The sequence below is a fragment of the Asticcacaulis currens genome, assembly GCF_028550395.1.
Lineage (GTDB): Bacteria > Pseudomonadota > Alphaproteobacteria > Caulobacterales > Caulobacteraceae > Asticcacaulis > Asticcacaulis currens.
Genome location: NZ_JAQQKW010000012.1, coordinates 20,248 through 33,518, shown reverse-complemented (window position 1 = coordinate 33,518; position 13,271 = coordinate 20,248). Strand labels below are relative to the sequence as shown.

Genomic DNA, 13,271 nt, shown 5'->3' with positions numbered 1-13,271 from the left:
CGTTGGGAAGGTATAAAGGATTACATGCCCGTCGAGATGGCGGCGGTGGCCTCGGGCACTTTTTGCAGCTCCGAGGCCGCGACCTTGCCAACCGGGAAGCGGTCATCGTCCCACACCACATGCACCATGTCGTCCCCGACCTTACGCGCTTCGCCGTGCGGCACGATCAGGTTGTCATCGGCGGGGTCATGGCTGACCGTGCCAAGGCCTTTTTCGGCGTGTTCGACGCGCTCGCCGTCCTCAAAGCTGTGCGGGGGTATGTCGTCGGTCATGGGCACGCTCCTTGTCACAGAAGGCGCCATGATCGAAAAACCGGCATAAGGAGGCAATGGTGTAAGGCGCGCTACGGCATATACTGCCCGCCATTGATGTGCACGATCTGACCGGTGACGTAGCGGCTCATGCGATCGGAGGCCAGATAGAGCACCGTGCCCACACAATCTTCCGGCGTGCCGATGCGCCCCAGTTGCGTGGCGTTCTTCATCGCCTCCATGCGCTCGGCCGGCGTTGCCGCGTGGAAGGGCGTGCCGATGACGCCGGGCGCAATGGCGTTGACGCGGATGCCGCGTTTGGCGAGGTCGCGCGCCATGTGCCGCGTCAGATTGTGGACATAGGCCTTGGCGCAGGCATAGTGGCCCGACCCCGGCCCGCCGCCATCACTCCCGGCAATCGAGCCGACATTGATGATGCTGCCGCTGCCCTGCTGTTCGATCAGCGGCACAGCGGCCTGAGAGGCGTTGATCACGGCGCGCACATTGAGGTTCATCACCGTGTCATAAAGCGCGTCGTCGATTTCCATGAACGGACGGCGGCCGCACAGGCTGCCCGCATTGTTGACGAGGATGTCGAGCTTGCCGAGCTTTTGCGCTGCAGCTTCGACCATGCCTTTGGCCGTTTTCGGGTCGGTCAGGTCGGCCTGCACGATGACTGCCGTGCCGCCCGCAGCCGTGATGGCGTCGGCCACGGCCTGCGCGCCTTCGGCATTTGAGGCGTAATGGATGGCCACCGCCGCGCCGCAGTCGGCAAAGCCCCTGGCGACGGCGGCGCCTATGCCCGACGATGCGCCGGTGATGAGTACGGATTTGCCTTTGAGGTCATTCAACATAGGGAGTCCAGTCTGGAGTCGGCATCTGGGCCATCTGGCCCAGAACCGTGGGAGCGAGTTTGGTGAAGTCCGGATGATGGTCCGAGCCGGTGAGGGGAATAAAGCGCACCCTGACATGGGCGCTGCTGGCCGCCAGGCTCAGGGCCTGCCCCTCGCTGAAGGGGATCACGTCGTCCGCTGTGCCATGGATCACCAGAAGCGGCGCCTTGATCTGAGTCACGGCTTTCAGGTTGTCGAAGCGGTCCGGCAGGATCGGCCGGGCATAGGCCGGGGCCATGGCAGACAGGGTGGTAAAGGCCCCAAGCGTCACCACCCCGGCAATGTCTTCGCGCGTCGCCGCATCGAGCGCCACGCCGCCCCCCAGTGAATGCCCGAACAGATAGACGGGTGCGCCCGGTTGCAGGGTGCGGCCATAGGCGATGAAGGCGGCGGCATCGGCGCGCAGGCCCGTTTCGCTGGGCGTGCCCGGATTACCGCCATAGCCGCGATAGTCGGCAATCAGCAGGCCGTCACCCTGCGCCGCCAGCGGGGCGGCATAGCGGGCGGCGGTGTAACGGTTGCCGCCATTGCCGTGGAAGAAGACAATCAGTCGTTTTCCGGCCTCACGCGGCGGGTAGTAATAGCCTTTGAGGTTCAGGCCATCGGCGGTGGTGACGCTGACCTCTCGCGGGGCCTCCCCCGGCCATTGGCCCGAGGCGGGCAGGGGGTCGGGCAGATAGACATAGCTGCGCACCACTGGGGCACAGGCACTCAGGCAGGTAACGGCCAACACCGCCAGAATGGCGCGCAAAATGGGGTTCATGGGGGTCCCCTTATTCGATAATCAGCAAGGTGACGCCCTGCCGCACCAGCGTCAGGTTCAGAGTGGCCTGTCCTTTTGCCACCGTCAGCGGCGGCAAGGCTTGCGGGTGCATTACGGACACGGCTTCAAGCTGTTGATACTGATCCTGATCCGGTGAAGGCGGCGCGCCCATCCTTTGCCAGGCGGTATAGGCATTGGCGGTGGTGGGATCGACCAGATATTGCGTCACCTTGCGCGAAGCGGCCTTGCCAAGGCCGTTCAGGGTCAGGGCGATCTGCGCGTCCGGCCCTTTCAGGTCGTCGTCATTATAGTGCCAAAGCAGCACGGCGATGCGCTGACCGTCGCGCGTGGCCATGACGCCGACGTCGTTTTTCTGAGTGACGCTGGCCATTATCTCATCCAGCGGCACCTGCGCCGAAGAGGTGGCGCTGAGCCGCTCCGGCCCCAGCTTCGCATACAGGCGGAAGACATTGAGCACGGGCAGGTCGATGCCATTGGTGGCCAGTTGCCGATAGCCGGCAAACCACGGCTGATCCTCAAAGGTGAAGGCCCAGGTCAGGACGCCTTCCAGATTGACCTTATGCCGTTCGGACAGCTCCCAGATGCGGGCAAAGGAGGCTGCCGTATAGCTGGAATACATGGTGCCGTTGCGATAGCCATTGGCCTTGCCCGGACAGGCGGCGCAGCCTTCGGGGTCGCTTTCGCCAATGACAATGGCCTTGTCCTTCAGTTCCGGGACGGCGGCGATTTTTTTGAAGCCGGTGTCGATGGCCTTAAGCTGGCTGACCATGCCCATGCGGACGTAGCCCCCTTCCCTGGCATCACCGACGAAGGTCGGCTGCCCCTTGGCATGGAAGGCGAGGAAGTCCGTCGGCGTGCCGGTCTGTCCCGTGGCGTAGTTGGTGCCGGAGACGACGTGTTTTAAAAACCCGTCCATAAAGGCTCCGCCGGAACCGGCCACGTCCGGCCCACCCACCCGCGCTTCGGGCAGGGCGCGCTTGACGCCCGCAATGGCGTAGTCGTGCGTCTTGTAAAATTCTTCCGGCGTGCCCTTCCAGTAGGAGGGGCCGTTGGGTTCGTTCCACACCTCGAAATACCACGTCAGAACCTCGTCGCGGCCATAGCGTTCGACATTGTGTTTCGTCCACTGATAGACCAATTCCTCCCATTTGGCGTAGTCCTTCGGCGGAGAATTCCAGCCGCCTTCGATCAGCTCATAGCGAAAGCCCGGTCGCCACGCATGGCGATAGGGCGTGCCTTCCGGGGCCGACGACAGGGCCTCAGGCATAAAGCCGATCTGCAGATAGGGCCGCACCCTGCGCTGAAGATAGGAGTCGATGATCCTGTCGGTGATCATCCAGTTATAGACCGGCTTGCCGTCCTTATCCTCGGTATAGGCGTTGGTGGAGCCCCACTTGAAGGCCGGGGTACCATCGCCGGTATTCAGTAGATTGTGGGCGCGGAAATAGACCTGCCGGGGTTTGAGCGCCCCCAGATGGTCGAGCAGTTTCTGACCGTCCTTCATGGTGGCGTAGTTGGGCTCATCCGCTCCGAAAAAGCGCCAGACGGGTTTGAGGGGACCGGTGGTTTGGGCGGCATCCACCGTCACGGTCACCGGGAATGACTCTTGCGCCAGCGTGGGCAAGGCCAGGGCGAGCAGGGCGGTGGTTAGGGCAAGAAGGCGCATTATGGACATCCTGTGGCCCCTCTCCCGCGCGGGAGAGGGCTGAGGTAAGGTGTTACTCTTTTGCATCCAGCGTCACCGTGGCGGGTTTCAGGCCCTCACCGGAGACCGTGACGCGAATCTTGCCCTTTGTGTCGGTGGCACGCACCATGACCAACGCCCGGCCATTCCAAGCCTTGCGGCTGGGGGACGAGAAGACGGTCGAGTCGGTGGGCGAGCCATTGTCAAAGGCCGCCAGTTGCCCCGCGCCTTCGACGGTCACACTCAGGGTCTGGGCCGCATCTGGCACGCGCACGCCGTTCTTGTCCACCACCTCGGCCCGGACAAAGCCCACATGATCAAAGCCGGGTTTCAGCGCGGTCTGTTCCGCCGTCAGTCGCACCGCCACGGGGGCGGAGGCGGTCTTCAGCTCATCCTGCGCCACGACCTTCCCGGCGGCATCATAACCCACCGCGCGGATTGTGCCGGGGGCGAAGGGGACGTCGTATCTGATGGCACTGTCGTCGGCGTTCTTCGGCTTCCTGCCCAGCGACTTCCCGTTGAGGAACAGCTCGACCGTAGGCGTATTGGCGACGATTTCGACCTTTTCGCTGTGCGGGCCGTTGGCCTGCGGCGTCCAGTCATTGAGCACGCCCGGCCCCTTCGGCTGAGGCATGGCGACGCCCACCATGGTTGGCAATTCCGAGGTGTCGATCACTTCGGTGACACGGCGCCCGATCCTGACCACGGGGGTTTCCGCCCACCACGAGGCGCGCTCCCAGCCGATGGGCTTCACCACGTCCGTGCGGTCCACCAGCCCCGACGGGTTGGAAATAAGCGGCCACCCGGCACGGTCGGCTTCGCCCAGATAGTCCGCCCCGGTCCACAGGAACATGCCGGCATAGGGGGCATAGTCGCGCACCGGCACCCAGGAGGATCGGTTCTTGGAATTTTCCGTGCCGATGATCTTGCGCGTCGGCTTGTCCTTATGCGCCTGAATCAGCTCGTTTTCGCGATAGTTCTGCCCCACCACGTCCAGCAGGTCGGCCAGGCCGTTCGTATAGTCGCCGGTGGTGTTCGGGCGGAACAGGGCCATGGTCACCGGGCGCGACGGGTCTTCTTCGTGGAAGATGTTTTGCAGACGGGTCAGGATCGACTTGGCGACAATCGGATAGGGCGTATCGTGGATTTCATTGCCGATGGACCAGATGATGACCGACGGATGGTTGCGGTCGCGTTGGGCGAAATCGCGGGCGTCCAGCGACGACCAGTCGGTAAAGAACAGGTGGTAGTCCTTCGGGCTTTTGGCCACCGTCCACATATCGAAGGCCTCGTTCATCACTACGAGACCGAGGCGGTCGCACAGGTCGAGGAATTCCGGCGAAAAGGGGTGGTGCGCCGTGCGGATGGCATTGACCCCCAGAGCCTGAAGGCCACGCAACCGCCGCTCATAGAAGCTGAGCGGCACGGCCATGCCAAAGGCCCCGCCGTCGGCATGGATGGCCGTCCCTTTCAGCTTGATATTGCGGCCATTGAGCCAGAAGCCGGTATCGGCGCGGAATGCGATGGTGCGCACGCCAAAGGTCGAACGATCGGTTTCCAGCACCTCGCCCGTATCGGCCACCACCTTGACCTCGGCGGTATAAAGGTTCCCCTGACCGATATCCCACAGCTTCGGTTGGCTCAGCGCCCCTTCGGCACTCAGCTTGGTGACGCGCCCGGCGGGCAGGGTCTGCGCTGTGCCCTTGAACGTCCCGGCGGGCTTGCCATCCGGGCCGGTGAGGGTGATTTCCAGATGCGCCGTGCGGTCGGTCTTCGATTGATTGCGGAGGGCGCTTTCGACCTTCACCGCGGCCGATGCGGCGTCGATTTTGGGCGTCGTGACAAAGGTGCCCCAGCCATCGACATGGATGTCGCCAGTGACGATCAGTTTGACGTGGCGATAGATGCCGCCGCCAGCGTACCAGCGTGACGCCGGCTGCGCGGAGGTGTCGGCGCGCACGGCGATCACATTGTCACCGTCCTTCAGGTGGTCGGTAATTTCATAGCGCACGCTGGAATAGCCATTGGGCCGATGGCCGACATGCATCCCGTTGATCCACACGCCGCCGCGTTCCATAACGCCGCCTAGCTCGATAAAGACGCGCTTTCCCTTCAGGTCCGGCGTCAAGGCAAAGCTCTTGCGATACCAGGCCACACCGGTCGGTAGCCAGCCGCCTGAGCCCGTGGAGGCGGCCGTCTGATCAAACGGCCCGGCGATGGCCCAGTCGTGCGGCAGGGTGACGGGCTTCCAGTCGGCGGCCCCCCCGGCCACGCTTTCCGCGCCTTCGATATCGCCTTTGGCAAAGGTCCAGCCCGCATCGAAATTGACGGTTTCACCGGCCTTGGCGTCCGATGAAGCCAGCATCAGCGCGGCCATAGCCACGACGTATCGTTTCAGCATGTTGTTTCCCTGTTTCGCCCGCCGTTTTTCGGCCTGTGTCGTTTAACGATGTGAAGCGCCGGTGCCGTCGGGGCGTTGCGTCTTTTTGGTTAGTAATGACTGAAATTGAGCAATGGACAAGTGAATTATGTGATGATTACGGCGGGTTTGATTTTCGGTGCCGCTCCGGTGTAGCCAGAGGAAAACGGAGACATCGCATGTGGCAACCGTCAGAGATTTATCCCGATCCGTCCATCGAAAGCCTCGATCCGCGCTTTGACACGTACCGCCTGTCTCTGGCGGCGGTGGAGCGGCTCTATGAAGGCACGCGGTGGGGCGAAGGGCCGGTATGGTTCGGCGATGGGCGCTATCTGTTGTGGAGTGACATCCCCAACGACCGCATCCTGCGCTGGGACGAAGAGACGGGCGCGGTGTCGATCTTTCGCAAGCCAGCGGACTTCGCCAATGGCCACACGCGCGACCGGCAGGGGCGGCTGATTTCGTGCCAGCACGGCACGCGCTGCATTACGCGCACGGAATATGACGGCACGCTCACGACGCTGGCCAGCCATTATCAGGGCAAGTGCCTCAACTCACCCAATGATGTGACGGTCAAAAGCGACGGCTCGGTGTGGTTCACCGATCCGCCGTTTGGCATCCTGGGCGATTACGAAGGTCATCGCGCCGACCCCGAACTGCCGACACATGTCTATCGCTGGACGGAGGCGGGCTTAAGCGTGGTGACCGACGCTATCGACCGGCCCAACGGCATCTGTTTTTCGCCGGATGAGCGGCTGTGCTATATCGCGCAGTCGGGCGAGCCCAAACGCATCTGGGTTTTTGAAGTGACGGGCGACAGCCTGACGAACGGGCGGGTGTTTGTCGAATGCGCGCCGGGGCAGCCGGATGGCTTCCGTTGCGACGAAGACGGCAATCTGTGGTGCGGGTGGGGTGGTGGGCCGGGCCTCAATGGGGTGCGCGTCTTCGCCCCGGACGGCACGGCCATCGGCCATATCCACCTGCCCAATCGCTGCGCCAATCTGGTGTTTGGCGGACGGGCCCGCAACCGCCTGTTCATGACGGCGGGTCAGTCGCTGTTTGCGCTTTATGTCAACAAACGCGGAGCCTAGCATAGAAAGTGGAAATTATTTAATAAATAAATTCATAAACTTATATTTAAATTGAATTCTGGAAATAATTTCCGGAAAAATTGACCCCTTGGGCGATGAGCGGTTATCCTCGCATCAGTTAAAGAGGAAACCGCTATGGCCTACACCCCTGTCTTCGGTATCGAGGTTGATGACATCCTGTGGCGCTTTGTCCGCGAAGAGGCCCTGCCGAGCTCCGGCGTGGCGGAGGCGGCGTTTTGGGACGGGCTGGCGGGGCTGATCCGCGACTTCGCGCCGCGCAATGCCGCCCTTCTGGCGCAGCGCGACGCCTTGCAGGCGCAGATAGACGACTGGCACCGCCGCCACGCCTTTGAGCCGGTCGCTTATAAGGCTTTTCTAAGCGAAATCGGCTATCTGCGGCCCGAACCGGCGGCGTTCACCGTCACGACGGCCAATGTCGATGACGAGATCGCGCGCCTGAGCGGGCCGCAACTGGTCGTGCCGGTGTCCAATGCCCGCTATGCCCTGAACGCCGCCAATGCCCGCTGGGGCAGCCTCCATGACGCCCTCTATGGCACGGATGCGCTGGGGTCGTTTCCGGCGGCGGGCGGCTATGACGCCGCGCGCGGTGCCGCGGTGCAGGCGGCGGCCAAGGCCTATCTCGATGAATTTGTACCGCTGGAGGGTCTCAGCCACGCCGGTGTCACGGCCTATGCGGTCGTGGACGGACAGTTGCGGGCCAATGGCGCGCCGCTGAAAGACCCGTCGCAATTTGTCGGTTTCAGCGGCCCGGCCGACGCGCCGCAGTCGATCCTGCTGCGCCATAATGGCCTGCATATCGACATTCGTATCGACCGCAGCAGTCCGGTGGCCGATGCGGCGGGCGTCGCTGACGTCGTGCTCGAAGCCGCCCTGTCGGCCATTATGGATATGGAAGACAGCGTCGCCGCTGTCGATGCGGCGGACAAGGTCGGCCTCTATCGCAACTGGCTGGGCCTGACGCGCGGCGACCTGAGCGAGCAGTTCCACAAGGGCGGTCAGGTGCAGACGCGCCGCCTCAATCCCGACCGCACCTATACGGCCCCTGATGGTCAGGCCTTCACCCTGCATGGGCGTAGTCTCATGCTGGCGCGCAATGTCGGTCTGCATATGTATAGCGACATGGTGCGCCACAACGGGGAGGCCGTGCCGGAGGGGCTGATCGACCTGATGATCACCGCCCTGATCGCGCGCCACGACGCCGGCAGCAACAGCCGCACGGGCTCGGCCTATATCGTCAAGCCCAAGATGCACGGGCCAGACGAGGTGGCTTTTGCGGTCGCAAGCTTCGCCTTTGCCGAGCGCGCCGTGGGCCTGCCTGACCGCACGCTGAAGATCGGCATTATGGACGAGGAGCGCCGCACCAGCGTCAATCTGAGGGCCTGTATCGAAGCCGCCAGCGACCGCGTCTTCTTCATCAATACGGGCTTCCTCGACCGCACGGGCGATGAAATACATACTGCTATGGATGCCGGCCCGGTCCTGCGCAAGGGCGAGATCAAGGGTGCGGTGTGGATCAAGGCCTATGAGGACTCCAATGTCGATTGCGGCCTGATCGCCGGCCTGCCCGGCCACGCCCAGATCGGTAAGGGCATGTGGGCCGCCCCCGACATGATGGCCGATATGATGGCGCAGAAGATCGGTCATCCGAAGGCCGGGGCTTCGACCGCCTGGGTGCCGTCACCGACGGCGGCCACCCTGCACGCCCTGCATTATCACCGCGTCGATGTCGCCGCCGTGCAGGCGCAGTTGCGCGCCCGCCCGCGCGCTTCGGTTGATGATATTCTGACGCCGCCACTGGCGACGCGGACCTACAGTGCCGAAGAGATCGCCGAAGAACTGGACAACAATCTGCAGGGCATTCTCGGCTATGTGGTGCGTTGGGTCGATCAGGGCGTGGGCTGTTCCAAGGTGCCGGATATCCACGATGTCGGCCTGATGGAAGACCGCGCGACCTTGCGCATCTCCAGCCAGCACGTGGCCAACTGGCTGCGGCACGGCTGGGTGTCTGAGGCACAGGTGTTGGAGCGCCTGAAACACATGGCCAAGGTCGTCGATGCGCAAAATGCCGGTGATCCCGCCTATCGCCCGATGGCGCTGACCTATGACGGCGAGGCGTTCAAGGCGGCCTGTGACCTGTGTTTTGAGGGTGCGCAACAGGCCAATGGCTATACGGAGTTCATCCTGCACGCCCGGCGACAGGCGGCGAAAAAGGTGGTGGAGTTGGCATAACACCCTCTCTCCCGTTTACGGGGAGAGAGGGTTCAACAGGTGCCCGCCGATCAGCGCGCTGATGCGGGCGGCGGTTTCGCGCACCTGTTGCGCCAGTTGCGGCAAGCGCTCATCGCTGAGGCGTAAGGACGGGCCGGACAGCGATATCCCGGCGCGCGCTTCGCCATATTCATTGAACACCGGTGCGGCGACGCAGCGCATCCCTATATGCGCCTCTTCGTCGTCCAGCGACCAGCCGCGCGCCCGGATGGCGCTCAGATCGCCGCGCAGGGCTTCGGGGGTAATCAGGGTCTTGGGCGTGTATTGCGGCAGGTCGCAGCGCTTCAGCAGGGCCTCCAGAGTGCGGTCCTCAAGCTGCGCCAGCAGGGCCTTACCGATGCCGGACGCATGGGCCGAGCGGCGGTCGCCGATGCGGAAAAAGGCGCGGATAGGCGCTTCGCATTCGACCTGCGCCACGAACACCACCTCAAAGCCGTCAAGCATGGCCAGATTGACCGTCTCGCCCGTCGCCTCCATCAGGCGCAGCATTTCCGGTCGCCCGGCGGTAAGGATGCGGTTACGGCGCTGAAAGGCCATGCCGATACGCAAAGCCTCGATGCCGATGGACCATTTCTGCGACGGCTCATCCCAACTGACCAGATCGTGCGCCGACAGGGTGGCCAGAAGCCGGTGCGCCGTCGAGGCGGCCAGTCCCGCCTCACGCGACAGTTCGGTCAGGCTCATTCCGTCGTGGGCCGACAGGACTTTCAGCAGGCCCAGCGCCTTTTCCAGCGACTGATTGGTCGCCGGGGCGTCGGGCTTCAGCCGGTCTTCGCGCGGACGACCGCGCGGACGGGACGGGGTGGGTTCGGGAGACATGACCATAAATGGAAACTATTTCCAAAACGCCGCCCCGTCAAAACATTCCAGTCTATGCCTTGAGGGCTATCAGGCCTTGGTACAGACCTCGTCCGCCGAGCCCCAGGTGGCGTCATTGCCCTTGGTGTGCAGGCTATAGCCCGCGGCCTGATAGAGGGTGCCTTCGGTCGAGGGCGTCTTCAGCAGGGTGACCTTGCGGTTGCTGTCGGACAGGACCGTCACATCGGCCTTGTCGTCGGAAAAGACGACCGACAGTTTTGTTCCCATGGCGCAGGTGTAGCTGATCGGGTCGGAGACGGCGAAGTCGGCGGCGGCCGACGACATGGCGTCCTTGGCATCGGTGGCCATTTCGGACGTGGTTTCCTGTACCTCTTCGACGGCCTGCTTGGCTTCGGGCTTGGAGCAGGCCGACAGCGAGGCGGCAGTCAGTGTCATCAGGGCGACGGCAGTGGCGATCTTGCGCATGGGGGTGATCCTCCTTCAGTGGTCCTTCGGAGGTATCAGCCTGCGCGTAAGGAAACGATCAGATCGCCCCTTATCGAAGATTAACGAAAGGGAAGAAAAACCCCCTCTTCCGACGGGAAGAGGGGATGGAGCGGAATGATTTCTACTGGAATCATTCCGCTCAAGCCGCCATTGAGGCGGCGGCCAAGGTGGCGCAAGCCACCGCCCGGCTAGGGGCTAAACAAAAATCTAGATCATTATGTTTCTACCAGAAATCATAATGATCTAATCCATCAGCTTCTGCGCCAGATAGGTATATTCCAGTGCGTTCCGCTTGGCGGTTTCCTTGAGGTTGGCGGCTGCGGAGTGGCCGCCATCGGTGTTTTCGTAATAGAGGAAGGGCAGGCCCATATCCCCCATCAGCGCCGCCATCTTGCGGGCGTGGCCCGGATGCACGCGGTCGTCCTTGGTCGAGGTGACGAAGAAGGGCTCCGGATACTTCACCCCGGCCTTCAGGTTGTGATAGGGCGAGATGGTCTTGAGGAAGGCGGCTTCTTCCGGCACGTCCGGACGGCCATATTCGCCCTGCCACGAGGCCCCGGCCAGAAGCGTGTGATAGCGCAGCATGTCGAGCAGCGGCACCTGCACCACGACGGCGTTCCACAGGTCCGGGCGCTGCGTCAATTGCACGCCCATCAGAAGCCCGCCGTTCGAGCCGCCCATGATACCCAGACGACGCGGCGAGGTGATCTTGCTCTTGATCAGGTCTTCGGCCACGGCCTGAAAATCGTCATAGATGACCTGACGCTTGGTCTTGAGGCCCGCTTCGTGCCACTTCGGCCCGAACTCCCCGCCGCCGCGGATATTGGCCAGCACATAGGCACCGCCCTTTTCCAGCCACAGCTTGCCGATGGCTCCCGAATAGGACGGGGTCAGCGAGATTTCAAAGCCACCATAGGCGTAGAGCAGGGTCGGCGTATTGCCGTCCAGCTTCGTATCCTTTTTCATCACCACAAAATACGGCACCTTGGTGCCATCCTTTGAGGTGGCCCAATGCTGCTCGACCTTCAGGCCCTCGGCATTGAAGCGTTCCGGGCTGGCCTTCAGCTTGGTCACCGTCGTCTTGTCGGCGTCGGCGATGTACAGGGTCGAGGGTTGCAGATAGCCGGTGGACCAGGCGAACAACTGATCCGACTCGTCATCGGTCGAGCCGAGGCTGAGCGACGAGTTCTCCGGCAGGGGCAGGGGTTTCAGCACCCATCGGCCATTCACGAAGCTGACCGACTGCACCTGACCGGTGACGTTGGACAGGATCGACAGCACCAGATGGTTCTTCGTCTGACCGATGCCGGCGACGCTCTGATGGTCGTTCGGGGCGAAGATCACCGAAGGCTCGACGTTTTTGGGGTCTTTCAGCGCGGCCTTCAGGTCAAAGGCGATCACGGCACCGGAGGGGTATTTGGTGCCCTTGGCGCTGGTCCAGTCGTCTTTCAGCGAAAAGACGGCCTGACCCTTATAGTAGGCGTTCATTTCCGAGGTCAGCGGCAGGGGCAGCTTCACTTCGCCGGTCTCGGTGAACCAGGTCGTATCGACCTCAAAGAAGCTGGGGCGGCGCTCGGCATAGTCCATGACGTAATTGCCGTCGATGTCGCGCAGTACGGTGCGATAGGCCATCATGTCGGTCTTGTCACCGCGATGGATCTCCACCGCCTGATCGAGGCTCTGACCGCGCTTGAGCACCTTGGTGACGAAGGCGTAGCCCGACGGCGTCACTTCGCCCGGCGTCCATTCGCGTGCCACATAGAGTGTGTCCTTGTCCTTCCAGGTGACGATCTGCTTGCCTTCGGGCAGGCTGAAACCGCCTTCGACGAAGCTCCTGGTCGTCAGGTCGTATTCGCGCACCGTCACGGCGTCCTTGCCACCGTTCGACAGGTTGATCAGGCAGCGGGTGTTTTGCGGTGGCAGGCAGGACGCGCCCTTATAGACCCAGTTCTGGCCTTCCTCCTTGGCCAGAGCATCGAAGTCCAGCAGGATGTCCCACTTGGGTGCCCCGGCCAGATAAGAGGCCTTGTCCGTGCGGCGCCAGATGCCGCGCACATGGTCCTTGTCCTGCCAGAAGTTGTCGATGAAGCCGCCGGTGGCAAAGCCGGGCGAGGGGATGCGGTCGGTGGCTTCGACGATCTTCAGCACATCGGCTTCGTATTGCGCAAAGCGCGGATCACTGGTCAGGCGCTTCAGGCTGCGCTCGTTCTGCGCCTTGACCCAGGCGAGGGACTTTTCGCCCTCGACCTCTTCCAGATACTGACGCGGATCCGCCGCATCGGGCGTCAGGGTGGCGGGGTTGGCCGGAGTGGATTTGGCGACGGTGGTGATATTGGTCATCTGGGCCTGCGAGGTGAGGGGCATGGCTCCCAAGATGAGCAGCGAGGCGGCCATGCGCAAGGCCTGACGCGACAAGGACGTATTTGACATGTGGAGGGTTTCCCGTGGCTGGTTTTGTCTGAAACTAACCTCGCTTGCGCCCCCCTTGGCAAGCCCGGACGGCAATCTTACGAAAATATAATGACGAATGTGCATAAAGCACTTTACAAAGTAAA

Annotated in this window: 10 protein-coding genes; 2 read left to right on the top strand and 8 right to left on the bottom strand. The window is 62.7% G+C overall.

Going from position 1 to position 13,271, the window contains the following annotated elements:
- Positions 1-20 precede the first annotated feature (20 nt).
- The 5 genes from PQU94_RS16205 to PQU94_RS16185 form a co-directional block, all read right to left on the bottom strand.
- Positions 21-272, bottom strand: coding sequence for a hypothetical protein (locus PQU94_RS16205; protein ID WP_272742475.1), 252 nt, complete (start codon positions 270-272; stop codon positions 21-23).
- Between the two features lie 71 nt (positions 273-343).
- Positions 344-1,105 carry an SDR family NAD(P)-dependent oxidoreductase gene (locus PQU94_RS16200; RefSeq protein ID WP_272742474.1) on the bottom strand — a complete coding sequence of 254 codons (762 nt, stop codon included), beginning with the start codon at positions 1,103-1,105 and terminating at the stop codon, positions 344-346.
- A complete protein-coding gene (locus PQU94_RS16195; protein WP_272742473.1) occupies positions 1,095-1,907 on the bottom strand; it encodes an alpha/beta hydrolase in 813 nt (270 codons plus the stop codon). Before PQU94_RS16195 ends, PQU94_RS16200 begins: the two co-directional genes overlap by 11 nt.
- Before the next feature lie 10 nt (positions 1,908-1,917).
- Positions 1,918-3,594 (bottom strand): GH39 family glycosyl hydrolase, encoded by a 1,677-nt coding sequence (locus tag PQU94_RS16190; RefSeq protein WP_272742472.1) that lies wholly within the window; start codon positions 3,592-3,594, stop codon positions 1,918-1,920.
- 52 nt (positions 3,595-3,646) lie between these two features.
- The gene (locus tag PQU94_RS16185; protein ID WP_272742471.1) at positions 3,647-6,013 is read right to left on the bottom strand and encodes a glycoside hydrolase family 2 TIM barrel-domain containing protein; all 2,367 of its coding nucleotides are present in this window, start codon (positions 6,011-6,013) and stop codon (positions 3,647-3,649) included.
- A gap of 197 nt (positions 6,014-6,210) precedes the next feature.
- Here PQU94_RS16185 and PQU94_RS16180 point away from each other — a divergent pair, with 197 nt between their 5' ends.
- Together PQU94_RS16180 and PQU94_RS16175 are read left to right on the top strand one after the other, a co-directional pair.
- Positions 6,211-7,122 (top strand): SMP-30/gluconolactonase/LRE family protein, encoded by a 912-nt coding sequence (locus tag PQU94_RS16180; RefSeq protein ID WP_272742470.1) that lies wholly within the window; start codon positions 6,211-6,213, stop codon positions 7,120-7,122.
- Positions 7,123-7,257: 135 nt separating this feature from the next.
- The gene (locus PQU94_RS16175; protein WP_272742469.1) at positions 7,258-9,372 is read left to right on the top strand and encodes a malate synthase G; all 2,115 of its coding nucleotides are present in this window, start codon (positions 7,258-7,260) and stop codon (positions 9,370-9,372) included.
- 15 nt (positions 9,373-9,387) lie between these two features.
- Here the strand turns inward: PQU94_RS16175 and PQU94_RS16170 are convergent, their stop codons facing one another.
- The 3 genes from PQU94_RS16170 to PQU94_RS16160 all read right to left on the bottom strand — a co-directional run bounded on the left by PQU94_RS16170 (position 9,388) and on the right by PQU94_RS16160 (position 13,146).
- Positions 9,388-10,236 carry an IclR family transcriptional regulator gene (locus tag PQU94_RS16170; protein WP_272742468.1) on the bottom strand — a complete coding sequence of 283 codons (849 nt, stop codon included), beginning with the start codon at positions 10,234-10,236 and terminating at the stop codon, positions 9,388-9,390.
- Between the two features lie 63 nt (positions 10,237-10,299).
- Entirely contained in the window at positions 10,300-10,695 is a 396-nt protein-coding gene (locus tag PQU94_RS16165) for an MliC family protein (RefSeq protein ID WP_272742467.1), read from the bottom strand.
- A gap of 264 nt (positions 10,696-10,959) precedes the next feature.
- Positions 10,960-13,146 (bottom strand): prolyl oligopeptidase family serine peptidase, encoded by a 2,187-nt coding sequence (locus PQU94_RS16160; protein WP_338734603.1) that lies wholly within the window; start codon positions 13,144-13,146, stop codon positions 10,960-10,962.
- Positions 13,147-13,271: the final 125 nt, after the last annotated feature.

Excerpts from the sequence above, each read along its gene's own strand:
- PQU94_RS16185 (WP_272742471.1), bottom strand. The coding sequence starts at position 6,013 with ATGCTGAAACGATACGTCGTGGCTATGGCCGCGCTGATGCTGGCTTCA.
- PQU94_RS16160 (WP_338734603.1), bottom strand. The coding sequence starts at position 13,146 with ATGTCAAATACGTCCTTGTCGCGTCAGGCCTTGCGCATGGCCGCCTCG.
- PQU94_RS16165 (WP_272742467.1), bottom strand. The coding sequence starts at position 10,695 with ATGCGCAAGATCGCCACTGCCGTCGCCCTGATGACACTGACTGCCGCC.
- PQU94_RS16205 (WP_272742475.1), bottom strand. The coding sequence starts at position 272 with ATGACCGACGACATACCCCCGCACAGCTTTGAGGACGGCGAGCGCGTC.
- PQU94_RS16200 (WP_272742474.1), bottom strand. The coding sequence starts at position 1,105 with ATGTTGAATGACCTCAAAGGCAAATCCGTACTCATCACCGGCGCATCG.
- PQU94_RS16175 (WP_272742469.1), top strand. The coding sequence starts at position 7,258 with ATGGCCTACACCCCTGTCTTCGGTATCGAGGTTGATGACATCCTGTGG.
- PQU94_RS16180 (WP_272742470.1), top strand. The coding sequence starts at position 6,211 with ATGTGGCAACCGTCAGAGATTTATCCCGATCCGTCCATCGAAAGCCTC.
- PQU94_RS16195 (WP_272742473.1), bottom strand. The coding sequence starts at position 1,907 with ATGAACCCCATTTTGCGCGCCATTCTGGCGGTGTTGGCCGTTACCTGC.
- PQU94_RS16170 (WP_272742468.1), bottom strand. The coding sequence starts at position 10,236 with ATGGTCATGTCTCCCGAACCCACCCCGTCCCGTCCGCGCGGTCGTCCG.
- PQU94_RS16190 (WP_272742472.1), bottom strand. The coding sequence starts at position 3,594 with ATGCGCCTTCTTGCCCTAACCACCGCCCTGCTCGCCCTGGCCTTGCCC.